Genomic DNA, 26552 nt, shown 5'->3' on the forward strand with positions numbered 1-26552 from the left:
CGTGGGCTTTGAACAGGCTCTAAAATCGCGCCCTTTGCCCCGAAAAGGCGCCATCTGCGCGCCGTTCTGGAATCTTCATGACCTTGCTGCTGCAACAGATGCTTCCGCGCGTGGCGCTCACGCGCCTGGCTGGCCAGCTGGCGGCGGCGCGCCAGCCCTGGCTGGCGCAGCCGCTGATCCGCTGGTTCATCCGGCACTATCAGGTGAACATGCAGGAGGCGCTGCACAGCGATGCGGCGCAGTACGCCTGCTTCAACGATTTCTTCACGCGCGCGCTGCGCCCCGATGCCAGGCCCCTGGCCGAGAGCGACTGGATCTGCCCGGTCGATGGCGCCATCAGCCAGTGCGGGCGCATCGAGCAGGGGCGCATCGTGCAGGCCAAGGGGCGCGACTACACCGTGGCCGAGCTGCTGGCCGATGCCCAGCGCGCCGCGCCGTTTCACCAGGGCGACTTCGCCACGCTCTACCTCAGCCCGCGCGATTACCACCGCATCCACATGCCCTGCGCCGGGCGCCTGCTGCGCATGAGCCATGTGCCCGGCGATCTGTATTCGGTCAACCCGGCCACGGCCCAGGCGCTCGATGGCCTGTTTGCGCGCAACGAGCGCCTGGTGTGCTGGTTCGAAGGGCCTTGGGGGCCATTCGTGCTGGTGTTGGTGGGCGCGACCATCGTCGGCAGCATTGCCACCAGCTGGCATGGCGTGGTCACGCCGCCACGCACGGGCGCTGTGCGCCATTGGGAGTACGCCAGCGGCGCGCCCGTGGATTTGCGCCAGGGCCAGGAAATGGGGCGCTTTTTGCTGGGCTCGACCGTGATCGTGCTCACGCCCCCCGAGGCGCGGCTGCGCTGGGGCCCGCAGTGGCAGCTCGGCGCAGCCGTGCGCATGGGCCAGGCCATGGCCAGCAGCGGCGCGGCCCAGCCCGCTGCGGCCCATGCCTGAGGGCCAGGGCCGCAGCCATCCCAACCCATCCCGCATATCCTTCATTGATTCATTGCCATCGAATTTCTTCATGCAAGCCACGCCACCGCAAATTCACAACACCCTGACCCGCTCGATCGACGAGATCGACGCCCAGACCCTCAACCCCCAGGCCCTGCAGCCCGAGTCCTACCGCCTGGCCTTTGACGACCCGGAGTTCATGAGCCGCAAGGAAACGCGCGGCCTGCGCTTTCAGCTGGAGCTGCTCAAGCCCGAGCTGGAGCAGGAGGCGCGCGGCATCCACCAGACGGTGGTGGTGTTTGGTGGCGCGCGCGTGGCCGATGCCAAGACGGCGCAGGCCGAGCTTGAAGCGGCGCAGCGCAGCGGCGATGCCGCCGCCCTGGCGCGTGCGCAGCGCATGGTGCGCAACGCGCGCTACTACGAAAGCGCGCGCGCCTTTGCGCACCTGGTCTCGCGCGCCTGCGAATCCGAGCCGGTGCCCCAGCGCTTTGTCATCTGCACCGGCGGCGGCCCCGGCATCATGGAGGCGGCCAACCGCGGCGCCTACGAGGCCGGCGCGCTGAACGTGGGGCTGAACATCACATTGCCGCACGAGCAAAGCGGCAACCGCTTCATCACGCCGGGGCTGAGCTTCAAGTTCCATTACTTCGCGCTGCGCAAGATGCACCTGCTGATGCGCGCCAAGGCGCTGGTGGTGTTCCCCGGCGGCTTTGGCACGCTCGATGAGCTGTTCGAGGTGCTGACGCTGGTGCAAACGGGCAAGGCCAAGCGCGTGCCCATCATCCTCTTTGGCAGCGAGTACTGGAAGCGCCTGGTGCACTTTGAGGTGCTGGTCGAGGAGGGCATGATCTCGCCCGAGGATCTGGAGCTGTTTCACTATTGCGACGAGCCCCAGCAGGCCTGGGAGCTGATCCGTCGCTTCTACGCCAACGGGCGCGCAGCCTGAGGCCCTGGGCGCAGCCGTGCAGCTGGCCGACATTCTGTACTCGCAAGGCTTTGGCACGCGCCGCGTGTGCCATGGCCTGGTGCAAGCTGCCCTGGTGGAGTTCGCCTGGGGCGATGGCCCCTGGCAGCGCGCCGATGACGCGGCGCAATGGCTGCCCGTCGATGAGGCGGCGCAGCCGCCGCTGCGGCTGCGCGTGCAGGGCCAAATCTGGCCCTACCACGCCAAGGCCTATGTGATGCTGCACAAGCCCGCCGGCACGGAGTGCTCGCAAAAGCCCTCGGCCTACCCCAGCATCTACACCCTGTTGCCCGGCCCCTTGCGCCAGCGGCCCGTCAAGGGCGGGCAGCCGGGGGTGCAGGCCATCGGCCGGCTTGACCAGGACACCACCGGCTTGCTGCTGCTCTCGGACGATGGCGCCTTCATCCACCGCATGAGCTCGCCGCGTCACCACGTGCCCAAGGTCTATGAGGTGCACGCGCGCCACGCCGTCACGCCCGCGCAGATCGAGCAGCTGCGCCAGGGCGTGGTGCTGCACGATGCCCGCGCCGGGCAAACCGTGCGCGCCGACGCCATCGAGCAGCACAGCCCCACCCACATCAGCCTGACGCTGCACGCGGGCAAGTACCACCAGGTCAAGCGCATGATCGCGGCCGTGGGCAACCGCGTCGAGGCGCTGCACCGCAGCCGCATCGGCGCGCTGCAACTGCCCGAAGACCTGGCCCCGGGCCAGTGGCGCTGGCTGCAGCCCGAGCAACTGGCGCTGCTGCTGCACAAGGCCTGAGCGCAGGCGCGCATGGCCTGCTCAAAAGGCCAGGCCGCTCACGGCTTGGCCGTGGGTTTTGCTTGGTCTTCCTTGGGCTGGTCTTTGGGGCTGCCCTTGGCGTTGGCGGCCGTTTGATCTGAGCCAGTCTGCGGCGCTTGGGCTGGCGCGGTGCTGGCCGGGTGCAGCGAGAGAATCCACTGCGCCAGCGCCTGGGCCTCGGCCTCGTTGACGCGCGTGTTGGGCGGCATGGGCACGGGCCCCCATTGCCCCTTGCTGCCTTTGCGGATGCGCTCGGCCATGGCCGCGGCCGCGCCGTCCTCGGCGTGGCGCTTGGCGGCGATGTCCTTGAAGGACGGGCCGACGATCTTGCGCTCCACGCTGTGGCAGGCAATGCAGGCCTTGCTTTTGATCAGCTGCTCGCTGGCGGCGGCGGCCAGCGGCAGGCCCAGGGCGCAGCACAGCAGCGCCAGGCGGCGAAAGGTCGAGAAAATCATGGTGCAGACCATCGTGGGTGCTTGAATGCCGTGCGCCCCCATTTCCCCATTTCTCCGATTGACCATCATGGCCATCGGCCGGCATGGATGAACAGGCCCGATGCCAAGCCGGCGCGGGCGGCGTATCTTGGTGGTAGGGCGGTGGGGCGGCGCAGGGCGGTGAGCCTAACACAGCCAGCGCCGCGCTCTCATGGCGTGCGGCGCTGGCGTGCGCGTGAGGAGGGTGCGGGTGCGGGTGCGGGTGCGGGTGCGGGTGCGGGTGCGGGCGGCGGCGCTGGCGCAACGGCCAGGGCGCTCAGCTCGGGCATGGCCTGCGCCTGCTGCTGCAGGAATTCGAGCAAGGCCTTGAGCGCGGCGCTGTTGTGACGCCGCTGGGCGTAGGCGGCGTAGAGGTAGAGCTCACTGGGGACGAACTCCTGCAGCAGAGCCTGCAGCGCCCCGCTGGCCAGGTGCGGCTCGAGCATCAGGCGCGGCAGATAGACCACGCCCAGCCCTTGCAGCGCCAGCGTGGTCAGCGGCAGGGCGTCGGTGCTTTCGACCAGCGGCTGCAGCGCCACCTCCAGCCGCCGCCCCTGCTCGCTGAACAGCCACTGCGGCGCCTGGCCCAGCGGCGTGACGCACAGCGTGCGGTGCCCGGCCAGCTCGCGCGGATGGCTGGGGCGGCCGTGCGCCTGCCAGTAGCCGGGCGTGGCGGCGAGCGCGAAGTGCATGGGCAGCAGGCGGCGCACGATCAGGTTGGCATCGGGGATGGGGCCCACGCGCAGCGCGATGTCCACGCCTTCTTCGACCAGGTCGATGTGCTGGTTGCTCACGCGCAGGTGCAGCGAGACCTGCGGATGGCGCTCGAGAAATTGCCCCAGCAACTGCGACAGGCGCGACTGCATCACGCCGTGCGGCGCGGTCAGGTACAGCCTGCCGCTGGGGACGCTGGCGCGCGTGAGCAGCTCGTCTCGGGTCAGGTGCAGCATCTCCAGCATTGGGCCGCTGCGCTCGTAGAGCAGCTGGCCGGCATCGGTGGGGGTCACGCGGCGCGTGGTGCGGTGAAACAGCCGCAGGCCAAAGCGCTGCTCCAGCGCGGCGACGTATTTGCTGACGTTGGCCGGTGACATGCCCAGCGAGCGCGCCGCGGCCGAGAAGCCGCCGCGGCGCACGACTTCGCGAAAGGTCTCGATCAGTTCCAGCGAATCCATTGTTTCCAGATTGGAATAAGTTCTGTGCTTTTTGCCGGCTTTTTAACACGACGCGGCGTGCGCACAATGCGTTTCATGCAGCCACCGATGGCTTTTGCCACAGGCTCTTTGCAGCGCAACGTCTGCGCTGCATGGACTTTGAAAGTGAAAGGAATCACGACCATGAACCGCCGTCTCATCTCCGCCGCCCCCGCCCTGGCCGCTGTACTGCTGGCAGGCCAGGCGTTTGCCGCCCAGCCCATGCCTGCCGCTGGCGAAGCCCCGCTCTTCTGGCCGCAGCAGCAGTCGCATCAGGCCGTGGAGCGCGCGGCCGTGCAGGCCGAGGCGCTGGCCCAGCGCCCAGCCGCCGGCGAGGCTTCGGCCCGCGCCGCGCAGCCGCAGCCGGCCAGCGGCCTGACGCGCGCCCAGGTGCGCAGCGCCACGCGCGATGCGCTGGCCCATGGCCACCACCTGCGCGTGGGCGATGCCAGCTGATCGCGCCTGCAGGCCCTTGATGCCCGCGCTGCCTTTGAGGCCTGCGCGGCATCCATGAAAAAACCCCGCCAGCTCAGTCACGGCGGGGTTTTTTCATGCTGCGCGCAGGCGGCGCTGCGCTGCGATCACTTGCTGCCGGGCACCTGGCCTTCGACGCCCTTGACGTAGAACTTGATGCCCAGCAGGAAGGCATCGTCGGCCACCTGGCCATCGGCCAGCACGGCCTGGCCGCTTTGGTCCAGGATCGGGCCTTTCCAGATGTGGAAGCTGCCGTCCTTGAGGCCTTGCTTGACCTGGTTGACCTTGTCCTTGGTTTCCTGCGGGATGTCATCGGCCAGGCCGACCAGGTCGATCGCGCCTTCCTTGACGCCCCACCAGCTTTGCTTGCTGCTCCAGTTGCCCTCCAGCGCGGCCTGCACGGTCTGGGTGTAGTAGGGGCCCCAGTTGATGACGGCCGAGGCCAGGTGCGCCTGCGGGCCGTAGGCGGTCATGTCCGAATCCCAGCCGAAGGCGCGCTTGCCCTTTTCCTGCGCAGTCTTGATGACGGCGGCCGAGTCGGTGTTCTGGAACAGGATGTCCGCGCCGCTGTGGATCAGCGAGGTGGCCGCCTCGGTCTCCTTCGGGGGGCTGAACCATTCATTGACCCAGACGACCTTGGTGGTGATGGCCGGATTGACCGACTGCGCGCCCAGCGTGAAGCTGTTGATGTTGCGGATCACCTCGGGGATGGGCACGGAGCCGACCACGCCCAGCACGTTGGATTTGGTCATTGCGCCAGCGACGATGCCCGCCAGGTAGGCGCCCTCATAGGTGCGGCTGTCGTAGGTGCTGAGGTTGGGGCCAGTCTTGTAGCCGGTGGCGTGCTCGAACTTGACGTTGGGGAAGTCCTGCGCCAGGCGCGCCATGTAGTCCATGTAGCCGAAGGTGGTGCCGAAGATGACGTCGTGGCCCTCGGCGGCAAAGCCGCGCAGGATGCGCTCGGCATCGGCCGACTCGGGCACGCTTTCGACGAACTTGGTCTGCACCTTGTCGCCCAGGGCCTGCACCATGGCCTTGCGGCCGTTGTCGTGCGCAAAAGTCCAGCCGCCGTCACCGACCGGGCCGATGTAGGCAAAGGCCACTTTGAGCGGCTTTTTCTCGGCCGCGGCCTGCTCGCCCGATGGTGCGGCGGCGCTGGGCGCAGCCGCCGGTGCGCTGGCTGGCGCTGCAGCCGGTGCAGGGCTGGCGCTGCTGCTTGTCGGTGCAGGCGCGGGGGCGGGCGCTGGCGCGGGGGCCGGGGCGTCCTGCTGGCCGCAGGCGGCCAGCGTGGCGGCGCACAACGCAAGGGCGGCGCTGCGCAGGCTCAGGCGATGGGGCAGGGGGCTCATGGGGCGTTCTCCAAAGTGGGTGAAAAAACGAAAGAGGGCGGCCGCGCCAGGCGGGCGCTCAGGGAGAGAAGGGCTTGCCCAGCGAGGCGGGCATGTTGGTGCGGATCCACACCGGGTTGCGCGAGATCAGCACCAGCACGGCGATGCTGGCCAGGTAGGGCAGCATGCTGAGCAACTGGCTGGGCACCTGGATGCCGCCGGCCTGCAGGCTCAGCTGCAGCATGGTCATGCTGCCGAACAAATAAGCGCCCAGCAGAATGCGCAGCGGCCGCCAGGTGGCAAAGGCCGTCAGCGCCAGGGCAATCCAGCCGCGGCCGGAGACCATGCCCTCGGCCCACAGCGGCGCGTAGGCGGTCGAAAGATAAGCGCCGGCCAGCCCGCACAGCGCGCCGCCCAGGGCCACGCACAGCAGCCGGATGGCGCGCACCTTGTAGCCCAGGGCGTGGGCCGACTCGGGCGACTCGCCGATGGCGCGCAGCACCAGGCCGGTGCGCGTGCGCCCATACAGCCAGGCCAGGGCCAGGGCCAGGGCGATGGCCGCGTACACCAGCGCATGGTGCTGCAGCAGCGCCGGGCCGATGAAGGGCAGATCCGACAGCGGCGCCAGCGCCAGCTTGGGCGTGGCGGCGATGCTGGCCTGCACGTAGCCCACACCGACGTAGGCGGAAAAGCCCATGCCGAACAGGCTCAGCGCCAGGCCGGTGGCGTATTGGTTGGTGTGCAGGAAGATCACCAGCAGGCCCAGCACGGCCGCCAGCGCCGCGCCCGCGCCCGCGCCGGCCAGCAGGCCCAGCGTGTGGCTGCCACTGTGCACCACAGTGGCATAGGCGGCAATGGCCGCGCACAGCATCATGCCCTCGGCGCCGAGGTTGACGATGCCGACCTTCTCGTTGATCAGCAGCCCCAGCGCAGCCAGGGCCAACACCGTGCCGGTGCTCAGGGTGGAGGCAATGAACAGGTCCATCACAGTCCTTGGTGGGCGCTGGCTGCCGCGCCGGGCGTTGCACCGGGCGCGGCGGCGGCCGGCGCGGCCGCGACATTGGCCGGCGCATGCTTGAGGCGCAGGCGGTAGTTGATCAGCGTGTCGCAGGCCAGCAGGCAAAACAGCAGCAGGCCCTGGAAGACGTTGGAGAGCGACTTGGGCAGGCCCAGCTGCGATTGCGAGAGTTCGCCGCCGATGACCAGCATGCTCAGCAGCACGCTGGAGAACACCATGCCCACCGGGTGCAGCCGCCCGACGAAGGCCACGATGATGGCCGTGAAGCCATAGCCGACGGGAATTTGCGGGTTGAGCTGGCCGACCGGGCCGATCACGTCCAGCGCGCCGGCCAGCCCGGCCAGCGCGCCCGAGAGCAGCAGCGCCGTCCACAGCGCACGCCGCGCCGGGAAGCCGGCGTAGCGCGCCGCCGCGGGCGCCAGGCCGCCCACTTGCTGGGCAAAGCCAGCGCGGGTGCGGAACATGAACAGCCACATCAGCGCGCAGGCCGCCAGCGCCAGCCACAGCCCGGCATTGGCGCGTGCGCCACTCATCAGGCGCGGCAGCTGCGTGGCGACATCGAACGAGGCCGTGCGCGGGAAGTTGTAGCCCGCAGGATCCTTCCAGGGGCCATAGACCAGGTAGTTCAGCAGTTGGATGGCCACGTACACCAGCATCAGGCTGACCAGGATTTCATTGGTGTTGAAGCGGTCGCGCAGCAGCGCCACGATGGCTGCCCAGGCCATGCCGCCCAGGCTGCCGGCCAGCAGGATCAGCGCGATGAAGCCCGCGCCGCTGCCCGGCTGCGCCTGCAGCGCCACCCAGCCGCTGGCGATGGCGCCCAGCACGAACTGGCCCTCGGCGCCGATGTTCCAGATGTTGGAGCGAAAGCACAGCCCCAGGCCCAGCGCGATCAGCAGCAGCGGCGTGGCCTTCAGGGCAATCTCGCCCCAGGCGTAGGCGTTTTTGAGCGGCTCGACGAAAAACACCGCCAGCCCCTGCAGCGGCGAGGTGCCCGAGAGACCAAAGAGCACGGCGCCGAGCAGCATGGTCAGCAGCAGCGCCAGCAGCGGGGAGAGGGCCGACCACAGCCGCGAGGGCTGGGGCCTGGGTTCGAGAACGAGTTTCATGCCGGGCAGGTTGCTGGGGCGGGAAAGGGCAGGGGGATGAAAGAAAGGGGGCGGCTGCGGCGCATTCTGCGCTGGCTGCCGCGCCGGGGCTTGCTGGGCTGGGCCAGATCGGGTCGGGCGGTGGCGCGAGCCGCTTTCAGCGCATCAGCGCCACAAGGGGGGGCATCACACCATCGTGGCGATCTCCTGCTGGGCATCGCGCCGATGGCGCTGGTCGGTGGCCTGGCCGGCCTGGCCCTGCTCGGGCGTCTCCCACAGGCCGCTCATCCACAGGCCGATCAACTCCACGCTGGCCTGCGCGCGCGGCAGCGAGGGCGAGAGTGTACCTTTGGCCATGACGTAGAGGCGGTCGCAGATCTCGAACAGCTCTTCGAGCTCCTCGCTGACCACCAGCACCGCGCAGCCGGCCTCGGCCAGCGCCAGCAGCTGCGAGCGGATCTGCGCGGCCGCGCCCACGTCCACGCCCCAGGTCGGCTGCGCCAGCAGCAGGATGCGCGGCGCGGCGTCCATCTCGCGCCCGACGATGTACTTTTGCAGATTGCCGCCCGAGAGCGAGCGCGCCGCGGCGTGGCTGCCGGCGGCCTTGACGCCAAAGCGCTCGATCAGCGCGCTGGCCTTGGCGTGCAGGCGGCGCGGGCTGAGCCAGCCCAGCGGGCCATGCTCCAGGCGTCGCGTCAGCAGCAGGTTTTGCGCCAGGCTCATGCTGGGCACCGTGGCGCGGCCCAGGCGCTCCTCGGGCACGAAGTGCAGGCCGTGCTCGCGGCGGCGCTGCTGCACGCCGGCGCGCCCCGCGTCCTGGCCGAACAGCAGCACCTGGCCGGGCGCGGCGCGCGCGTCCTCGCCGCTGAGCGCCTGCAGCAGCTCGTTCTGGCCGTTGCCGGAGATGCCGGCGATGCCCACGACCTCGCCGGCCTGCAGCTGCAGCTGCACATCGTGCAAATCCACGCCAAAGCGGTTCGCCCTGGGCAGTTGCAGGCCGCGCACCTCCAGCACCGTGGCCCCTGGCCGGTGGTGGCGGCTCAGCAGGCGCGGCGGCTCGATGCCGATCATCAGCCGCGCCAGCGAGGCATCGCTTTGCTCCTTGGGGTTGACCACGCCGCGCACCTTGCCCTGGCGGATCACCGTGCAGACGTCGCACAGCGCGCGGATCTCGTGCAGCTTGTGGCTGATGTAGAGGATGCTGCAGCCCGAATCGGCCAGGCGCCGCAGCACGCCAAACAGGCTGTGCACGGCCTGCGGCGTGAGCACCGAGGTCGGCTCGTCCAGGATCAGCAGCTTGGGCTTGGCCACCAGGCTGCGCAGGATCTCGATCTTCTGGCGCTCGCCCACGCTCAGCGCATGCACCGGGCGGCTGACGTCCAGGTCCAGGCCGAACACCGTGGCGATCTCGTCCAGGTGCACGTCCAGCATGTCGCGGCGCATCTGGCGCTCCTGGCCCAGCCAGATGTTCTCGGCCACCGTCAGCGACTCGAACAGATTGAAGTGCTGGAACACCATCGCCACGCCCAGCTGGCGTGCGTGGTGCGGCGAGCGCATGCGCACCGGCTGGCCGTCAAAGTGCATGCTGCCCGCATCGGGCTGCACGGCGCCGTAGATGATCTTCATCAGCGTGGACTTGCCCGCGCCGTTCTCCCCCAGGATGGCGTGGATCTGGCCGCGCTCGACCGTCAGGTCGATGCCGTCGTTGGCCACCACGCCGGGATAGCGTTTGGTGATGCCCGCCAGTTGCAGGCGCGGCGCAGGCGGCAGGCTCAGTTGCGAGAGCTCAAGCGACTCGGCATCGGGCTGGGGCAGGTAGGACATGGGGCGGGCGCTGTAGGCGCTGTGGGCGTGGGGCGGGCAGCTCAGCCGCAGGCCAGCGGCATGGGGCCGACTGCGCGACAGGCCAATGGGCAAACGCTGCGTATTATCTTGGCGTTCGAGGTTTCCTGATGCGCCAGGAAACAATTTTCAGAAGATTGAGCCAACAGGAGACACCCCCATGCGAGAGCGCTTCCCATTGATGGAACTGCACGACTTGCCCGCCGACATCCGCGAGCGCATCGTGCAGGTGCAGGAGAAAAGCGGCTTCATTCCCAACGTTTTTCTGGCCCTGGCGCGGCGCCCGGCCGAGTGGCGCGCCTTTTTTGCCTACCACGACGCGCTGATGCTGCGCGAGGGCGGCTCGCTGACCAAGGGCGAGCGCGAGATGATCGTCACCGCCACCAGCGCGCTCAACCAATGCCTGTACTGCGTCGTGGCCCACGGCGCGCTGCTGCGCGTCTACGAGAAAAAGCCGCGCCTGGCAGACCAAGTGACCATCAACTACCGCAAGGCCGATCTGCCGCCGCGCCAGCGCGCCATGCTGGACTTTGCCGTCAAGGTCAGCCAGCACTCGGCCCAGGTCGAGGACGCCGACTGCCAGGCGCTGCAGGCGCACGGCTTCGACGATGAGGACATCTGGGACATCATCGCCATCACGGCCTTTTTCGGCATGTCCAACCGCATCGCCAACGCCACGGGCCTGCTGCCCAACCCGGAGTTTTATCTGCTCGGGCGCATTCCCCGTCAGCCCAGGGCGGATTGAAGGCTTGAGGGCTTGGGCCGCCAAGCCCGGCGGCAGCCGGCGGCGGTGGCGCTCAGCTCGACGAGGCCGGGCCGCCGCGGCCGGGCAGGTGGCGGAAGATGATGCGGCCCTTGCTCAGATCGTAGGGCGACATCTCCAGCGTCACCTTGTCGCCCGCCAGAATGCGGATGTGGTGCTTGCGCATCTTGCCGCCGGTGTAGGCAATCAGCTCGTGGCCGTTGTCCAGCGTGACGCGAAAGCGCGAATCGGGCAGCACCTCGGTGACGGAGCCCTGCATCTCGATGAGTTCTTCTTTGGCCATAAAGACAATTCAAAAATGGGCGGCCCAGGCAGGCCCTGGGCCGTATCCTGCGCCGCATGCCAGCCATGCCGCGCTGGGGTGAAAAAACAAAAACCCGCGATTTTATCCCCCTTTCGCCAGCCACGCCCGCGCTGTGTGGGTCTGCGCGCCATTGGCGATAGACTGGCGCTTTTTCCTCATCCTTGCCGTTGCATTGCCATGCCCACTGCCGCCATTCACCGCTCCTTCGGCCGCCCCTTTGCCCAGATCGACGTCTTCACCGCCCAGCCTGGCTGGGGCAACCCCGTGGCCGTGGTGCTCGATGGCGCGGGCCTGACGGACGAGGCCATGCAGCGCTTTGCAAGCTGGACCAATCTGTCGGAAACCACCTTCGTGCTGCCGCCCACCGAGGCCGGGGCCGACTACCGCGTGCGCATCTTCACCCCGGCCGAGGAGCTGCCCTTTGCCGGCCACCCCACGCTGGGCAGCTGCTTTGCCTGGTTGGCCGCCGGCGGCCAGCCCAAGGATCCGGCCTGCATCGTGCAGCAGTGCGCCAAGGGGCTGATCCCCATCCGCCGCGAGGCGCAGCTTGGCGGCGGCGCCCGCCTGGCCTTTGCCGCCCCGCCCATGCAGGCCACGGCGGTGGACGAGGCGCTGCTGGCCCAGGTGGCCCGCGCGCTGGGCCTGCCCGATGTGAGTGCCATCGGCCAGGCCCGCTGGCTGGACAATGGCCCGCGCTGGCTGGGCCTGTGGCTGGCCGATGCCGACACCGTGCTGGCTTTGCAGCCCGACCACGCCGCGCTGGCCGCCTTGGGCGTGTACACCGGCGTGGCCGGGCCCTATCCAGCACAGTTGGCAGCCCAGTTGGCGGCCCAGGCAGTGGGGGAGGATGAGGCCGAAGCAGGCGCGCCGCTGATTGCCCGCGCCAGCCGCGAGGCACGCGCCTTCGCTGCCCCGGCCGCGCGTCTGGCGCAGGCGGCACAAGCCGCGCAGCCTGCACAGGCTGAGGCCGAACCGCTGATTGAAGTGCGCGCCTTCGTCTCCGTCATCGGCGTGCCCGAAGACCCGGTCACCGGCAGCCTCAACGCCAGCCTGGCGCAGTGGCTGATGGCCCAAGGCCAGCTGCCCGCCGCCTACGTGGCCGCGCAAGGCAGTCGCATGGGCCGCGCCGGGCGCGTGCACGTGGCGCGCGATGCGCAAGGCCAGGTCTGGGTGGGCGGCGATTGCGTGGCCGTGGTGCAGGGCGAGGTGCAGCTGTGAGCGCCGCTGGCGAGACCGCAGCGGCAACGACAGCCGCCGCGCAGGCCCGGCTCGACCACCTGGTGATCATGGCCGACACGCTGGAGCAGGGCGCGGCCTGGTGCCAGGCCACGCTGGGCATCGCGCCCGGCCCTGGCGGCGCACACCCGCTGTTTGGCACGCACAACCGCCTGCTGTCCATCGCCACGCAGGCCGGGCCATTTGCCCAGGCCTATCTGGAAATCATCGCCATCGACCCGGCCGCCAGCCCCGCCGCCGGGCCCGATGGCCGCGCGCGGCGGCGCTGGTTCGACATGGACGATGCCGCCCTGCGCGCCCAGGTGCGCGCGCAAGGCCCGCGCCTGATTCACTGGGTGGCGCGCGTGCCCGATTTGGCCCGCGCCTGCGCCGCCCTGGCCGCGAAAGGCATCGAGCGCGGCGACATCCTGCCAGCCAGCCGCCAGACGCCGCGCGGCCTGCTGCAATGGCAAATCGCTGTACGCCCCGATGGCCAGCGCCTGTTCGATGGCTGCCTGCCCACCCTCATCCAATGGGGCCAGACGCACCCGAGCGACGCCCTGCCCGACAGTGGCTTGGCGCTGCACAGCCTGCACTTGCAGCACCCCCAAGCCGAGGCGCTGCGCGCCGCACTCAAGGCCCTGGGCCTGAGCGGGCAGCTGCAGCTGAGCGCCGGCCCAGCGCGCTTGAGCGCGCAACTGCACACGCCGCGCGGCCTGGTGACTGTGGCGTGACGGCGTTGAAAACCTGTTCAAAATCCGTTCCCGCCCTCACCAAGATCGTGAACAGGTTCCAAGAACCAGTTGGCGCCCTGGATGGTCAAGACAACCCCTGAAGACCATGCCCCAACGCCTGCTCATCGCCGCCGATATCCACGGCCTGCATGCGCCCTTGCGCGCCTGGCTCTCGCCCTTGCTGACCCTGGCGCACAGCGTGCAGCTGCTCTCGCCCTGGCCGGGCGATGGCGAGAGGCCGCCCCACGCCAGCGAAGCAGAAGCCGTGGCCGCCTTTCATGCGCACCAGGGCTTGCCCCGCTATGCGCAGCGCATCGCGCAGGCCATGGGCGATGCGCCGGTGTTTCTCGTGGCCTTCAGCGTTGGCGCGGCCAGCGCCTGGCATGCCCTGGCCGGCCCGGCCTGCCACCCGCACAGCCGTGCCGTGCTGTACTACGGCTCGCGCATTCGCGATGCCCTCACGCTCACGCCGCGCTGCCCGGTGCAGCTGGTGTTTGCCGAGCACGAAGCGGGCTTTGAGCCCCAGGCCATCGCCCCGGCGCTGGCCGCCAGCGGCGCGCACTGTGCCATCTTGCCGGGTACGCGACACGGCTTCATGAACCCGCTCTCGCCCCACTTCCAGCCTGCGCTGGCCCAGGCCCAGCGGGCCTGGCTCTGCCAGAGCCTGCGCCGTCATGGCCAGGGCCTGCCGTTCGATCCACTGCCATCAACCTTCCATTGCCCACCTACGCCATGAACCATGCCCCTGCTGCCTTGCCCAGCCTGGCCGCCATCGAAGCGGCCGCGCGCACCGTTTACCGTGAATTCCCGCCCACGCCGCAATACCGCTGGGCGCTGCTGTCCGAGCGTCTGGGCACCGAATGCTGGCTCAAGCACGAGAACCACACGCCTGTGGGCGCGTTCAAGATCCGTGGCGGGCTGGCCTACTTCCAACAACTGAAAGATGAGGGCGCACTGCCGCGCGCCGTCATCAGCGCCACGCGCGGCAACCACGGCCAAAGCATCGGCTGGGCTGCGCGCGCCCACGGCGTGGCCTGCACCATCGTCGTGCCGCGCGGCAATTCGGTGGAAAAGAACGCCGCCATGCGCGCCCTGGGCGTGGAGTTGATCGAGCACGGCGATGACTTCACCGAAAGCGCTGAACATGCCCAGCGCCTGGCCGCCGAGCGCGGCGCGCACATGGTGCCCAGCTACCATCCGGCGCTGGTGGCCGGCGTGGCCAGCTACTGGCTGGAGTTTTTGCGCGCCGTGCCGCAACTGCAAGTGGCCTATGTGCCCATTGGCATGGGCAGCGGCGCCTGCGCGGCCATTGCCGCCAAACAGGCGCTGGGCCATGGCGTGCGCATTGTCGGCGTGGTCAGCCGGCACGCCACCACCTATGCCGACTCACTGGCTGCCGGCCACGTGGTGCCTGCGCCGGCCACCACGCGCCTGGCCGACGGCATGGCCGTGCGCCGCGCCCACCCCGATGCGCTGGCCGTGCTGCAAGCCGGGCTGGACCATCTGGTGCAAGTCAGCGACGACGAAGTGGCCGCCGCCATGCGCGCCCTGCATGCCGACACCCACAATCTGGCCGAAGGCGCGGGGGCGGCCGCGCTGGCTGCCGCCTTGCAGGAGCGCGCCTCGCTGCAAGGCCAGTGCGTGGGCCTGGCGCTGACCGGCGCCAATGTGGATGCGGAGGTGCTGGCGCAGGTGCTGTCGGCCTGAGCCCTTGAGCCCTTGAGCCCTTGAGCCCTTGAGCCCTTGAGCGGCTTGCGCTTTGCGGCCTGCCTCAAGCCCCAGGCAGCAACTGGTAATGCGCCTGCCATTGCTCGGCCAGGGTGCGCATGCGGCCCAGGCGGATGCGGGCGCGTTCGCAGTCGATCAGCACCAGCTGCTGGGCGTGGGCCGGGCGCTGGGGCAGGCTCTGGCTGCGGCCGTCGCTGAGCAGCCAGAGGCTGTGGCCGGCAGGGCCGTTGGGGCCGGCGTGGCGGCGCAGCAGCAGGTCGGCCTGGGCCACGGCCTGGGCCAGCGGCGTGCCGCCGCCGCCGGGGATGGGGGCGATCCAGTCCTGGCTCCAGGCGGGCGGGCGCTGTGGCGGCAGGCGCAGTTGCACGCCCTGGCCGCCAAAGCACAGCAGGGCGATGTGCTGGCGCTGCTGGTAAGCCTGTTGCATCAGCGCCAGCAGCAGCCCCTTGGCCTGCGCCAGCGCGCCGCTGCGCAGCATGGAGGCCGAGCAGTCCAGCACGATGCAGTGCAGCTGCGGCGGCTGGCTCAGCGCGCTTTGGCGGCGCAGGTGCTGGGGCTGCAGCGCGGCATTGCCGCGCGCGATGAGCGTGCGCACCCAATCCCAAGGGCCGGCTGCGGCGTTGCCGCTGGCCGCGGTGGCCTGGGTGGCCAGGCTGGGCGTTGGCGTGGGCGGCCTTGCGCCGGCAGGCCGGCGCGGCGCAAGGCCTAGGCTTTTTTTGCCGCAGGGCGCGGCTGGCCGGGCGCGCCCGCTTGGCCGTGCAGGTGTGGGGGCAGGGCGTTCAGGCCCGGCGCCTGGCCTGGGCCCAGCGGCTGCAGGCCGGCGGGCTCGGGCGGCAGCGCGCCCCAGTCGGCCTCACTGGCGGGGCGGGCGCTGCCAGCGCCGCCGCCATGGGCGTCGGCATGGTGACTGTGCCCGCTATGCCCGTTGCGCGGCTGGTTTGGGCCTTGATGCGGTGCGTTGCTGCCGTGTGCGGGCGCGCCTTCTGGCGCGGCGGCCCGCGGTGTGCCCTGAGCCTGGGGGGCGGGCTGGGGCGGGCTGTCGGCCTGGGCGGCGTGGGCGATCTGGGCGGCTTGGTGGGCGCTGGCGGGGCGGCGGCGGTGCGCCAGCACCAGCTCGGCCACCTGCTCGACGTGCTGCGTGCCGATGTGGGCCGCGCTTTCCCAGGCGGCCAGTGCGCGCGCGGCGCGCAGCAGCACCATGTCGGCGCGCAGGCTGTGCACCTGGGCGGCCAGGCAGTGCTCGGCGGCGGCGGCGTGCACGGCGTCGCTCCAGGGCAGGGCGTCGGCGCTGTGCAGGCGCTGGCGCGCGGCCTGCAGCTGCGCGGCCAGGGCCTGCTGGGCCGCTGCGTGCCGGGCGCGAAAGCCGATGGGGTCGGCGTCGAAGGCCAGCCGCGCCTTGACGATGTGCTGGCGCTGCGCGGCATCGTGCAGGCCGTCCAGCCGCACGCACAGGCCCAGGCGGTCGAGCAGTTGCGGGCGCAGTGCGCCTTCTTCGGGGTTCATGGTGCCGATGAGCACGAAGCGCGCCGCGTGGCTGTGGGAGATGCCGTCGCGCTCGACGCGGTGCACGCCGCTGGCGGCGGCGTCGAGCAGCACGTCCACCAGCGCATCGGGCAGCAGGTTGATTTCGTCCACGTAGAGCACGCCGCCGTGCGCGCGCGCCAGCAGGCCGGGGGCGAATTGCACGCTGTGGCCGGCCAGGGCGCGGCCCAGGTCCAGCGAGCCGGCCAGGTGCTCCAGGCTGGCGCCCAGCGGCAGGGTGACGAAGGGCGCATCGGGTTCGAGCAGCTCGGCCAGGCCGCGCGCGGCGGTGCTCTTGGCCGTGCCGCTGGGGCCTTCGATGAGCACGCCGCCGATGGCCGGGTCGATGGCCGCCAGCAGCAGCGCCTGCTGCAGCGCGGGCTGGCCCTGCAGCGCGGCGAAGGGGTAGAGCGGCAGCAGCGCGGCGCTGGCCTCTGGTGGCGGGGCGGGGCTGTGGGGCATGTCAGTGCTCCAGCTGGTCTTCGAGTTCGAGCAGGTGCTGCTGCACCAGCTCCTGGTAGGGGCCGGGCTGGCGCCACAGGCCGCGTTGCATGGCTTCGAGCAGGCGCTCGAGCAGGTCGCGCAGCGCGGCGCTGTTGTGCTCGGCCAGGAATTGGCGCACGGCGGCATCGCCGGCGTAGGCATCGGTCAGCAGCGCCCAGTGGTGGTCGCTGACGGCATCGGTGGTGGCGGCAAAGCCGAACAAATAGTCCACGGTGGCGGCGATGTCGAAAGCGCCCTTGTAGCCGTGGCGCATGGCGCCGGCGATCCACTTGGGGTTGGTGGCGCGCGCGCGCACGACGCGGCCGATTTCTTCCTTGAGGCTGCGCACGCGCGCCTGCTGCGGCTGGCCCAGGTCGCCGTGGTAGAGCGCCGGCTGGCGGCCGCTGAGCAGGCGCGCGGCGCTGGCCATGCCGCCCTGGAACTCGGCGTAGTCGCTGGCGCTGAGCAGGTCGCTTTCGTGCTGGTCCTGGTTGTGCAGCACGATGTTCAGTTGCGCCAGGCGGCGGCGCAGCGCATCGTGCGCGGGCAGGCCATCGGCATCTTGGCCGTAGGCGTAGGCGCTGGCCTGCAGATAGGCCTGGGCGAGCTGGGCTTGGCCTTGCCATTGGCCGCTGTGCAGCAGCTGGCCCAGGCCGCTGCCGTAGCGCCCGGCGGCGCTGCCGAAGACGCGCCAGCCGGCCTGGGCGCGGGCCTGCTGCGCGCCCAGGCCCTGGGCCTGCAGCGCGGCGCTTTCGCGCAGGATGCGGGCGCGGATGGGGTTTTGCGCCTCGTCCTCGCCGTCCAGCGCGGCCACGGCCTGCACGGCGGCGTCGAACATTTGCACGACGTTGGCAAAGGCGTCGCGGAAGAAGCCGGAGATGCGCAGCGTCACGTCCACGCGCGGGCGGCCCAGGCCAACCTGGGGCAGGACCTCGAAATCGACCACGCGCTGGCTGCCTTCGGCCCAGCGCGGGCGCACGCCGATCAGCGCGAAGGCCTGGGCGATGTCATCGCCGCCGCTGCGCATGGTGGCCGTGCCCCAGACGGACAGGCCCAGCGCCTGCGGGTAGTCGCCGTGCTCTTGCAGGTAGCGCTCGATCAGGCGCTGCGCGGCCTGCTGGCCCAGCGCCCAGGCGGTGCGCGTGGGGATGGCGCGGGTGTCCAGGGTGTAGAAGTTGCGCCCGCTGGGCAGCACGTCGGGGCGCCCGCGCGAGGGCGCGCCGCTGGGTCCGGGCGGCACGAAGCGGCCTTGCAGGCCGTCGCACAGGCTTTGCAGCTCGCGCGGGCCGCAGGCGTCCAGCGCCGGGGCCAGTTGCGTGCGCAGGCGCGCCAGCACGGCCTGCGTCTGCGGCCAGTGCGGCAGGGCCTGGCGCAGCGCCTGCCAGTGCTGGGCGTCGTGGCGGGCATCGTGCTGGGCGTTGTCACTGGCCTGGCCAGCAGCGCCGCAGCCCGTGGGCGCATCGTCCAGCGCCAGCTGCAGCACCTGCTGGGCCAGCAGCTGCAGGCGCTCGCGCGTGTCGCCGTGGTGGCGCCATGGGGCGGCGCTTTGGGCCTGCAGCAGCGCCGGGCGCGGGCCCTGCCAGGCGGCGGTGCTGGGCCAGTGCGCGGGCTCGGGCGGCAGGGGCTGGGCCGCGGCCTGCGCTGAGCGCTGGAGCAGCTGCAGGTCGGCCGCCAGGGCCTGGGGCAGGCTGGGCTGCTCGGGCGTACCCTGGCGCAGCAGCGCCAGCAGCAGCTCGCTGCGCTGCGCGCCTTGCGGGCTGTGGCCGAAGGTGTGCAGGCCGTCGCGGATTTGGGTTTCCTTGAGCTCGCACAGGTAGGCGTCGATGCGTTCGAGCACGGCATCGTCCTGGCCGGCGGCCAGGGCCTGGCCCAAATCCAGCTCCTCGGCCAGTTGCTGCTGACGCACGGCCTGCAGGATGTGCTGGCGCAGCGCCTTGGCGCGACGCGCATCGACCAGCAGGGCGTCGTAGTACTCGTCGATGAGTTGCTCCAGCGCCTGCATCGGGCCGTGGCTGCCGGCCTGCGTCAGCGGCGGGGTGAGGTGGCCGATGAGCACGGCCTGGCTGCGGCGCTTGGCCTGCGCGCCTTCGCCGGGGTTGTTGACGATGAAGGGGTACAGGTGCGGCAGCGGGCCGAGGATGGCGTCGGGCCAGCAGTGCGCGCCCAGCGCCAGGCTTTTGCCGGGCAGCCATTCGAGGTTGCCGTGCGTGCCCACGTGCACCACGGCGTCGATGGCGAACACGTCGCGCAGCCAGAAGTAGAACGCCAGGTAGTGGTGCGGCGGCACGAGCTCGGCGTCGTGGTAGCCGGCCCAGTCCTGCGTGGCCGCGCCGGGCTGCGCCGGCAGGTGCGCGCGCGCGGGCTGGATGCCGATGAAGACGCGGCCCAGGCGCAGCCCGGCGATCATGAAGCGGCCCTGGCGCAGCATGGGGTCGGCCTCGGGCGGGCCCCAGCGCGCGTCGATGGCGGCGGCCATGCCCGCGGGCAGGCGCGCCAGGCGCTGGCGGTAATCGGCCAGGGCGTAGCTTTGCAGCGCCGGGCGCTGCGGCCATTGCGCCGGGTCGTTGGCAATGCCTTGCAGCAGCTGCTGCATGAGCTGCGCGCCGTCGCGCGGCAGTTGCTCGCTCGCGCCCAGCGCATGGCCCTGGGCGCGCAGCGCCTCGAGGATGGCCAGCACGGAGGCGGGCGTGTCCAGCCCGATGCCGCTGCCGATGCGGCCCTCGCTGCCGGGGTAGTTGGCCAGCACCAGGGCGATGTTTTTCTCGGCCGCGGGCAGCTGGCGCAGGCGGCACCAGCGCGCGGCCAGCTCGGCGGTGAAGGCGATGCGCTCGGGCTCGGGCTGGTAGCCGACCACGTCGGTCTGCGTCAGCGCGCAGCGGCGCAGTAGGCCCTTGAAGCTGATGGGCCGGCCGATGATGCGCCCGTCCAGCTCGGGCAACACGATTTGCATGGCGATGTCGCGCGGGCGCAGGCCCTGGCTGTCGCCTTGCCAGTCCTCGCGGTTGCTGCCGCTGATGAGCACCTGCAGCACGGGCGCGTCGCCGGCCAGCGGGGTGAAGGCATCTGGCCCGCTGGCGGGCTGGGCCGCGCCGGCCTGGCTGGGGTTGAGCGCGGCAAAGGCGGTGGTGTTGAGCACCAGCTGCACCTGGTGCTGCCGGCACAGGCTGCGCAGGGCCTGCAGGCACAGCGGATCCTTGAGCGAGTCCAGCGCCAGCACCAGCGGGTTCAGGCCCTGCTGCAGCAAGGCCAGCGCCAGGGCATCGAAGGGCCGGGTGTTGCCCGCCAGCAGGTGGGCGCGGTAGAACAGCAGCGCCACCACGGGCGCGCCGTGCCGCCAGTGGCGCTGCCAGTCGTCGATGCCGGCCACGGCGTGGGCCGGGCCCAGCGCTGCGGGCAGGTGGATGGCCAGCTGCGGCAGTGGGCGCGGCGGCGGCGCAGCCTGGCCGTGGCCCAGGCCGGCGTGCGCAGCGGCGCGCAGAAAGCCTGCGGCATTGGCCGCGCCGCCAAAGCGCAGGTATTGCCACAGCTGCTGGCAGGTGGCCGCTGGCAGGGTGCTGCGCGCCAGCAGGGCCGGGTCTTGCTGCAGATCGCCGGAGAACATGGCCAGCGCCAGGCCGCGCTGGCGCGCCAGCGCGCTGATTTGCCCGATGCCGTAGGGCCAGGTGGATTCGGAGCCGAGGTGATCGACGACGATCAGGCGCGCGTGCTGCAGCACTTCGTCCAGGTACAGATCCAGCGAGGCGTTCTGGCGCAGGTGCAGCAGGTTGGCCAGGCGCAGCGAGGGCCATTGCGCATCCTGCGCGGCCAGCTGGGCCTGGGCATCGGCCAGCAGCGCCAGCGTGGTGTCGGCGCTGCTGAGCACGACCATGTCCGCCGGGCTTTGCTCCAGGCGGGTGACGATGCCCTCGTCTTCGACGAAGCCGCCGGGGCGGGCGCTGAGCAGGTGCATGGGCGCGCCGAGCCTCTCAGGCCGCGCCGCTGGCCGGCGCCGGTGTCTGGGCCGGGGCGGCGCTGGCCGTGGCATCGGTGCCGGCATCGGCGCTGCGCTGTGCGGCGCGCGCCTGGCGCAGCGTGTGCGCGCTTTGGCGCAGCAGGGCCTCGGTGGTGGGCCAGTCGATGCAGCCGTCGGTGATGGACTGGCCATAGGCCAGCTTTGAGGGGTCATCGCCCAGCGGCTGGCTGCCGCCTTGCAGGTGGCTCTCGAGCATCAGGCCGATGATGGACTGGTTGCCGTGGGCGATTTGCTCGATGACGTTCTGGAACACCAGCGGCTGGCGCTGCGGATCCTTGCTGGAGTTGGCGTGCGAGCAATCGACCACCAGGCTGGGGGTGAGGCCGCGCGCGCGCAGCGCCTGCTCGCACAGCGCGATGCTGACGCTGTCGTAATTGGGGCCGCGGTGGCCGCCGCGCAGCACCACGTGGCCGTAGGGGTTGCCGGTGCTGCGCGTGATGGCCGTCATGCCGCTGGCGTCGATGCCCAGGAAGCTGTGCGGGCGCGAGGCGCTTTCGATGGCGTTGATGGCCACCTCCAGCGAGCCGTCGGTGCCGTTCTTGAAGCCCACGGCGGTGGACAGGCCCGAGGACATTTCGCGGTGCGTCTGGCTCTCGGTGGTGCGCGCGCCGATGGCCGTCCAGCTCACCAGATCGCCGATGTACTGCGGCGAGATCGGATCCAGCGCCTCGGTGCCCACCGGCAGGCCCAGCGCGTTGATGTCCAGCAGCAGCTGACGCGCGATGTGCAGGCCTTTTTCGATGTCGAAGGAGCCGTTGAGGTCCGGGTCGTTGATCAGGCCCTTCCAGCCCACGCTGGTGCGCGGCTTCTCGAAGTACACGCGCATGACGATGCAGAACACGTCCTGCAGCTCATCGGCCAGGGACTTGAGGCGCCGGGCGTAGTCCATCGCGGCGGTCGGATCGTGGATGGAGCAGGGGCCCACGACCAGCAGGACGCGCGGCTCGCGGCGCTCGAGAATGGCCTCGACGCTGTGGCGGCCCTGGGTCACGGTGGCGCGCGCGGCCTCGCTCAAGGGGTGGGCGGCCAGCAGCTCCCGGGGGCTGAGCAGGCGCGTTTGCGCGCCGATGTGGCGGTTGTTCAGGGGCGGGGTGTGGGCGGCGGTGGACATGGCGTGCTTGACGGAGTGGGTGCCACGGGCGGGCAAATCAAAAGGGTGGGGCGGAGCAAAAAGGCGGGTCTGCGGGCCTGCCAGCCGGGCAGGGCATCAGCTCGGGGGCAGGCGGCGATCCGGGCGCACCAGCAGGAACAGGCCCAGCGCCGTCAGCGCGCCCAGGGTGTCGGCCAGGATGTCTTTTTGCGCATCCCAGACATCGCCTTGCGAGCCGAGGAATTCGATGCCGGCATCGCCGCCTTCGATCACGGCGTACTGCCACTCGATGATTTCGTAGGCAGCGGCCACGCTCATGATGAAAAACAGCGCGAAGAAGCAGGCCAGCACAGGCCCGCACAGGCGGCGGCGCAGCAGCCATTCGGCCATGGGGTAGCTGTAAAAGCCGATGATGAAGTGCGCCAGGCGGTCGAAGTGGTTGCGCCCCTCGCCCAGCAGCGGCGCCAGCAGGCGGTTGCCCCATTCAAAGGGCACGTTGGCAAAGGTGTAGTGCGCGCCCACCAGGTGCATGGCCATCCACAGGCTCATGAGCAAATAGGCCAGGTTGCTGAAGCGAAACCAGCGCTGGCCGATCACCAGCGCCGCCAGCACGGCCAGCACCGGCAGGGCTTCGGCGTACCAAACGGCGCGCGAGGCCGGCGCGATGGCCGACCAGCAGGCCAGCAGGCCCAGCGCCACGGCCAGCAGCGGCGCAAAGGCCCGGTTCAGCGCGCTGCGCGGCTGCGGCGCGGCCTGCATGGCGCTGGCAGGCGGGCGTGGTGTGGACGGATGTGGTGCGGGCATGGCCCTCACAGCCCCAGCAGGCCAAGCAGCTCGGCGCGCAGCTGCGCGGCATCGAGCTGCTGGCCAATGAACACCAGGCGCGTGCTGCGCGCCTGCCCGGCCGGCCAGGGGCGATCGAAGTGGGCGTCAAAGCGCTTGCCCACGCCCTGCACCAGCAGGCGCATGGGCTTGCCGGGCACGGCCACGAAGCCCTTGATGCGCAAGATGGCGTGGCGCTGCACCAGCTCGGCCAGCGCGGCCAGCAGGGGCTCGCGCTGCAGCTCGGGCAGCTCCAGCTGCAGGGCATCGAACTCGTCGTGGTCGTGGTCCTCGTCGTGGTCGTGGTGGCTGGGGCGCGCGTCGATGTGCGCCTCGGCGGCCTTGCCCAGGCCCAGCAGCACCTGCAGCGGCAGCTGGCCTTGGCGGGCGTGCACGATCTTCACCTCGGCGGGCACTTCGGCGCGCACCAGCGCCTCGACGGCGGCCACCTCGGCCGCGGCGCTCAGGTCGGTTTTGTTGAGCACCACCAGATCGGCCGCGCCGAGCTGGTCTTCGAAGAGTTCGTGCAGCGGCGATTCGTGGTCCAGGTTCGGGTCGGCCTGGCGCTGGGCATCGACGGCGCCGGGGTTGGCGGCGAACTGCCCGGCCGCCGCAGCCGGGGTGTCCACCACGGTGATCACGGCATCGACGGTGAAGGCGTTGGCGATCTCCGGCCATTGGAAGGCCTGCACCAGCGGCTTGGGCAGCGCCAGGCCGCTGGTCTCGATCAGCACGGCGTCGATGTCCTGGCGGCGCGCGGCCAGCTGCTGCATCACCGGAAAGAACTCCTCCTGCACCGTGCAGCACATGCAGCCATTGGCCAGCTCGTAGAGCTGGCCCTCGCGCTCGTTGCCGGCCTCATCGCAGCCGATGCCGCAGCCCTTGAGGATGTCGCCATCGATGCCCAGCTCGCCAAACTCATTGACGATCACGGCAATGCGCTGGCCGTTGGCGTTGTCCAGGATGTGGCGCAGCAGCGTGGTCTTGCCGCTGCCGAGAAAGCCAGTGACGATGGTTGCGGGGATTTTGGCGGTGTGCATGCGTGTGAGAGGCTTCAATGGTCAAGAGCAGCGGCAGCTTGCGGCCCCTATGCGGGCCCAAGGCGACAGGCCCGGACATTGGCTGCGCGCCTGCCTGGGCAGGGGCATGGCTGCGGCACTGGCGCCTGCTGGCCAGGCCGATATGGAAAAGGGGCTTGGGAAACTGCGCCGCACGGCCCACTGCACTGCTTGGGGCGGGCCTGGGCGGCGCCGATTATAGAGAGCGCAGCGGGCCCCATGCGCCTGCCGGCCGCCAGTGGCGATGGCCGACGATTGCCAGCGCCTCGGCACTGGCGGGCGCGTTGCCGATCAGGGTTGCAGGGCGTGTGCGCAATCCACGCAAACGGCGTTGAGACAACAAAAAACCCCTGTTGCCAAGGCAACAGGGGTTTTGCTGTCTGGGGTGGCTGATGGGACTCGAACCCACGACAACCAGGATCACAACCTGGGACTCTACCAACTGAGCTACAGCCACCAAATGAAAAACGAGATTATAGGGGAAATTTTTCTCAGTTTGGCCTTGGTACGCGAATTTGCACGTCGTAGGCCTGTTTGAGCACTTCGTAGTAGGCCTCGACCTCGGCGTTGCTCAGGCTTTGGGCCAGTTGCAGGCGCATGCCTTCGAGCATGGTCTCGCGTGCATCGGCGGGCTGGCTTTCGTCGAGCAGGGGGGCGATTTCCTTGATGCGGGCCAGCAGGTAGCCGCCGTCTGCCTGTTCAAAGCCTTTGATGCTGGGCAGCTGGGCCTGGGGCACGGCCAGGATGTGCTCGACGTCGGCCGGGCTCAGGCCTTGCAGGTGCTGGCGCGAGACGGTCAGGTCCTGCTCGATGTCGATGCTGGCGGCGTCGGCCTGCCAGCGCGCCAGTGCGGCTTCGCCGGCCTGGCGTGCGAGCTTGGCCGATTCGCGCTCGACATACAGGCGCTGCACCTGGTCGCGGACCTGCTCGAAGGGCTGCACTTGCGCCTCGTGCACCTTGGTCACGCGGGCCGTGACCATCTTGTTGTTGCCGATGTCGATGACTTCGGTGTTCTCGCGCGCCTGCTTGGCCTGTTCACCAAACAGGGCGTTGAGCACGGCGGGCGCCTGCAGGGCGGCAGGGTTTTTCTCGTCCGGGCTTTGGGCGATGTTCTGCGCGGTCTCGATGCGCAGGCCCAGCTCATCGGCGATGGGTTGCAGGCTGTCGGGCTGCTCGTGGGCCAGGTTGCGCAGCTGGTCGGCGCGCTCGATGTAGCGGTTGCGCGCCAGGTTGTTTTTCACATCCTTTTCCAGGCGCTCGCGCGCTTGTTCGAAGCTGGGGATGACGGCGGGTTTGATGTCGGTGAGCTGGATGATGTGAAAGCCGTATTCGGTGGCGATGACGTCGCTGATGGCGTCCTTGTCCAGACCGAAGACTGCGGCATCGAAATCGGCCACCATGGCGCCGCGCGCAAAAAAGCCCAGGTCGCCGCCCTTGTCCTTGGAGCCGGGGTCGTCCGATTGCTCCTTGGCGATGGCCTCGAAGCGGCTGGGATCCTGGCGCAGCTGGGCCAGCGCCGCATCGGCCTTGGCGCGCGCCTGCTCGCGCTGCGCGCTGGACATGCTGCTGTCGGTGGCAAAAAGAATGTGGCGCGCGCGCCGCTGCTCCTGCGACTGGGCGTAGGCGGGCTTGTTGTTTTCGTAATAGCTGCGCAGCTCTTGCTCGGGCACGTCGATGCCTTCCATGAGGCTGTCCAGATCCAGCACGACGTACTCCACGTCCAGCAACTCCGGGCGCTGGAACTGCGCCGAATGGCTGTCGTAGTAGGCTTTCAAGGCGGCGTCATCGACGGCCACCTGGGCGGTAAAGTCGCTGGGGCTGAAGCGCTTGATGCCCACCAGGCGGCGCTGGAACACGGCGTCAACGGCGGGCTGGGCCTGGCGCGGCGTCAAGGTGGTGGCGTTTTGCACCACGCCCAGCACTTGCTGCAAGGCCAGTTGCCGGCGCACGCTGGCTTCGTACATTTCCGGCGTCATGCCGTGGCGGCGCAGCAGGTCGCGGTAGGCATTGGTGTCCAGGCGGCCGTCGCTGCCGCGCAGCTGCATGATTTCGGGCTGGTTCTGCAGCTCGCGCGCCAGCTGTGCATCGCTGATCGTGTAGTGGCGGTCGGCGGCGGCGGCGGCGAAGACTTCGTCGCGCACCAGGTTCTCCAGCACCAGGTAGCGCTGCATGGGGGCATCGAGCATCTCGGCGGGCAGGCCTGGGTTCTCGATGCGCATCCGGTCGGCGTATTGGCGGTGGGCGAAGTCCCAATCGCTTTGGGTGATGTCCTTGCCGGCAACGCGCGCCACGACGGGGCTGCGGTCGCCCAGCATGGAGGCATCGATGCCCACGAGAACGAATGCAAAAAACACCAGTGGGAAAAACACGATCATGACCACTTTGAGGTGCTTGCGAATGAATTCAAACATGCTTGTCCAATGAGGTGTCTGTCTAAATAGACTTGGCTGAGAAGAGCCAAGAACTGCAAGGCCGCGCTGGCGGCGCACTGCTTGGCGCGCCCCAGGGCCCATGGGCGCGTTCGCGCCGAATGTCGCCAGGCCTTGCAGGCCAAAGACCGGCAAGGCAAACCGCGCATTTTATAGGAGCAAAACACTGCCAGGCCCAGAGCCTTTGGCGGGGCAGGGGGAGGCGGGCGGGGTGAAAGGGCGCGCGTGGCGCAGCGGCCGCTTGTCCGCATGCGCCCGCCGCTGGTCACGGGTGATGGGGCCAGGGCGCAG

General features: G+C 70.1%; 24 protein-coding genes and 1 tRNA gene. 9 read left to right on the top strand and 16 right to left on the bottom strand.

All coding sequences use genetic code 11. The features are described 5' to 3' along the window. Window positions 1–77 precede the first annotated feature (77 nt). From asd to CK625_RS01520, 3 genes are all read left to right on the top strand, one after another. Window positions 78–941 (top strand): archaetidylserine decarboxylase, encoded by an 864-nt coding sequence (gene asd / locus CK625_RS01510; protein WP_095538493.1) that lies wholly within the window; start codon window positions 78–80, stop codon window positions 939–941. 70 nt (window positions 942–1011) lie between these two features. Next, window positions 1012–1887 (top strand): TIGR00730 family Rossman fold protein, encoded by an 876-nt coding sequence (locus tag CK625_RS01515; RefSeq protein ID WP_095538494.1) that lies wholly within the window; start codon window positions 1012–1014, stop codon window positions 1885–1887. 16 nt (window positions 1888–1903) lie between these two features. Further along, the gene (locus CK625_RS01520) at window positions 1904–2668 is read left to right on the top strand and encodes a 16S rRNA pseudouridine(516) synthase (protein ID WP_095538495.1); all 765 of its coding nucleotides are present in this window, start codon (window positions 1904–1906) and stop codon (window positions 2666–2668) included. Window positions 2669–2706: 38 nt separating this feature from the next. Here CK625_RS01520 and CK625_RS01525 read toward each other — a convergent pair whose 3' ends face one another. The 3 genes from CK625_RS01525 to CK625_RS13495 all read right to left on the bottom strand — a co-directional run bounded on the left by CK625_RS01525 (window position 2707) and on the right by CK625_RS13495 (window position 4498). Next, window positions 2707–3144, bottom strand: a complete 438-nt coding sequence (locus CK625_RS01525) for a c-type cytochrome (protein WP_095539016.1) — start codon at window positions 3142–3144, stop codon at window positions 2707–2709. A 188-nt stretch (window positions 3145–3332) separates the two neighbouring features. Next, window positions 3333–4334, bottom strand: a complete 1002-nt coding sequence (locus CK625_RS01530; protein WP_095538496.1) for a LysR family transcriptional regulator — start codon at window positions 4332–4334, stop codon at window positions 3333–3335. Next, window positions 4316–4498 (bottom strand): hypothetical protein, encoded by a 183-nt coding sequence (locus CK625_RS13495; protein WP_143326135.1) that lies wholly within the window; start codon window positions 4496–4498, stop codon window positions 4316–4318. The genes CK625_RS01530 and CK625_RS13495 overlap by 19 nt, the downstream gene beginning before the upstream one ends. On the opposite strand from CK625_RS13495, the gene CK625_RS01535 reads away from it, so the two are divergent. After that, entirely contained in the window at window positions 4497–4808 is a 312-nt protein-coding gene (locus CK625_RS01535) for a hypothetical protein (RefSeq protein ID WP_095538497.1), read from the top strand. The two genes, CK625_RS13495 and CK625_RS01535, sit on opposite strands and share 2 nt — an antisense overlap. A gap of 125 nt (window positions 4809–4933) precedes the next feature. On the opposite strand, the gene CK625_RS01540 is transcribed toward CK625_RS01535, so the two are convergent. From CK625_RS01540 to CK625_RS01555, 4 genes are all read right to left on the bottom strand, one after another. Continuing rightward, complete coding sequence (locus CK625_RS01540; RefSeq protein WP_095538498.1) at window positions 4934–6175, bottom strand: BMP family ABC transporter substrate-binding protein; 1242 nt, start codon at window positions 6173–6175, stop codon at window positions 4934–4936. Window positions 6176–6233: 58 nt separating this feature from the next. Continuing rightward, window positions 6234–7139 carry an ABC transporter permease gene (locus CK625_RS01545; RefSeq protein ID WP_095538499.1) on the bottom strand — a complete coding sequence of 302 codons (906 nt, stop codon included), beginning with the start codon at window positions 7137–7139 and terminating at the stop codon, window positions 6234–6236. Next, a complete protein-coding gene (locus CK625_RS01550; protein ID WP_095538500.1) occupies window positions 7139–8281 on the bottom strand; it encodes an ABC transporter permease in 1143 nt (380 codons plus the stop codon). Before CK625_RS01550 ends, CK625_RS01545 begins: the two co-directional genes overlap by 1 nt. A 165-nt stretch (window positions 8282–8446) precedes the next feature. After that, window positions 8447–10084 carry an ABC transporter ATP-binding protein gene (locus tag CK625_RS01555; RefSeq protein ID WP_095539017.1) on the bottom strand — a complete coding sequence of 546 codons (1638 nt, stop codon included), beginning with the start codon at window positions 10082–10084 and terminating at the stop codon, window positions 8447–8449. 178 nt (window positions 10085–10262) lie between these two features. Between CK625_RS01555 and CK625_RS01560 the strand changes: the two genes are divergently transcribed. Then, a complete protein-coding gene (locus CK625_RS01560) occupies window positions 10263–10847 on the top strand; it encodes a peroxidase-related enzyme (protein ID WP_095538501.1) in 585 nt (194 codons plus the stop codon). A gap of 52 nt (window positions 10848–10899) precedes the next feature. Here CK625_RS01560 and infA read toward each other — a convergent pair whose 3' ends face one another. After that, the gene (gene infA, locus CK625_RS01565) at window positions 10900–11148 is read right to left on the bottom strand and encodes a translation initiation factor IF-1 (RefSeq protein WP_095538502.1); all 249 of its coding nucleotides are present in this window, start codon (window positions 11146–11148) and stop codon (window positions 10900–10902) included. A gap of 198 nt (window positions 11149–11346) precedes the next feature. On the opposite strand from infA, the gene CK625_RS01570 reads away from it, so the two are divergent. From CK625_RS01570 to CK625_RS01585, 4 genes are all read left to right on the top strand, one after another. Beyond that, a complete protein-coding gene (locus CK625_RS01570) occupies window positions 11347–12387 on the top strand; it encodes a PhzF family phenazine biosynthesis protein (RefSeq protein WP_095538503.1) in 1041 nt (346 codons plus the stop codon). Further along, on the top strand, window positions 12384–13118 hold the full coding sequence (locus CK625_RS01575; RefSeq protein WP_275250224.1) for a VOC family protein: 735 nt from the start codon (window positions 12384–12386) through the stop codon (window positions 13116–13118). The genes CK625_RS01570 and CK625_RS01575 overlap by 4 nt, the downstream gene beginning before the upstream one ends. A gap of 106 nt (window positions 13119–13224) precedes the next feature. Further along, on the top strand, window positions 13225–13854 hold the full coding sequence (locus tag CK625_RS01580; RefSeq protein ID WP_238945448.1) for a hypothetical protein: 630 nt from the start codon (window positions 13225–13227) through the stop codon (window positions 13852–13854). Beyond that, window positions 13851–14825, top strand: coding sequence for a threonine dehydratase (locus CK625_RS01585; RefSeq protein ID WP_095538504.1), 975 nt, complete (start codon window positions 13851–13853; stop codon window positions 14823–14825). Before CK625_RS01580 ends, CK625_RS01585 begins: the two co-directional genes overlap by 4 nt. 64 nt (window positions 14826–14889) lie before the next feature. Here CK625_RS01585 and CK625_RS01590 read toward each other — a convergent pair whose 3' ends face one another. The 8 genes from CK625_RS01590 to CK625_RS01625 form a co-directional block, all read right to left on the bottom strand. Beyond that, window positions 14890–15441, bottom strand: a complete 552-nt coding sequence (locus CK625_RS01590; RefSeq protein ID WP_095538505.1) for a vWA domain-containing protein — start codon at window positions 15439–15441, stop codon at window positions 14890–14892. A 110-nt stretch (window positions 15442–15551) separates the two neighbouring features. After that, window positions 15552–16829 (bottom strand): ATP-binding protein, encoded by a 1278-nt coding sequence (locus CK625_RS01595; protein ID WP_095538506.1) that lies wholly within the window; start codon window positions 16827–16829, stop codon window positions 15552–15554. A 1-nt stretch (window position 16830) separates the two neighbouring features. After that, window positions 16831–20799: a cobaltochelatase subunit CobN gene (gene cobN, locus CK625_RS01600; RefSeq protein ID WP_095538507.1), complete on the bottom strand. Its 3969-nt coding sequence runs from the start codon at window positions 20797–20799 to the stop codon at window positions 16831–16833. A gap of 16 nt (window positions 20800–20815) precedes the next feature. Then, window positions 20816–21973 (bottom strand): 3-deoxy-7-phosphoheptulonate synthase, encoded by a 1158-nt coding sequence (locus tag CK625_RS01605; RefSeq protein ID WP_095539019.1) that lies wholly within the window; start codon window positions 21971–21973, stop codon window positions 20816–20818. Window positions 21974–22069: 96 nt separating this feature from the next. Further along, on the bottom strand, window positions 22070–22756 hold the full coding sequence (locus CK625_RS01610; RefSeq protein ID WP_238945449.1) for a DUF2238 domain-containing protein: 687 nt from the start codon (window positions 22754–22756) through the stop codon (window positions 22070–22072). Window positions 22757–22761: 5 nt separating this feature from the next. Beyond that, a complete protein-coding gene (gene cobW / locus CK625_RS01615) occupies window positions 22762–23814 on the bottom strand; it encodes a cobalamin biosynthesis protein CobW (protein WP_095538509.1) in 1053 nt (350 codons plus the stop codon). 399 nt (window positions 23815–24213) lie between these two features. Beyond that, window positions 24214–24289, bottom strand: a tRNA-His gene (locus CK625_RS01620). Window positions 24290–24323: 34 nt separating this feature from the next. Then, a complete protein-coding gene (locus CK625_RS01625) occupies window positions 24324–26243 on the bottom strand; it encodes a SurA N-terminal domain-containing protein (RefSeq protein WP_172425051.1) in 1920 nt (639 codons plus the stop codon). Between the last annotated feature and the right edge of the window lie 309 nt (window positions 26244–26552).

The sequence above is a fragment of the Vandammella animalimorsus genome (genome assembly GCF_002285265.1).
Lineage (GTDB): Bacteria > Pseudomonadota > Gammaproteobacteria > Burkholderiales > Burkholderiaceae_C > Lampropedia.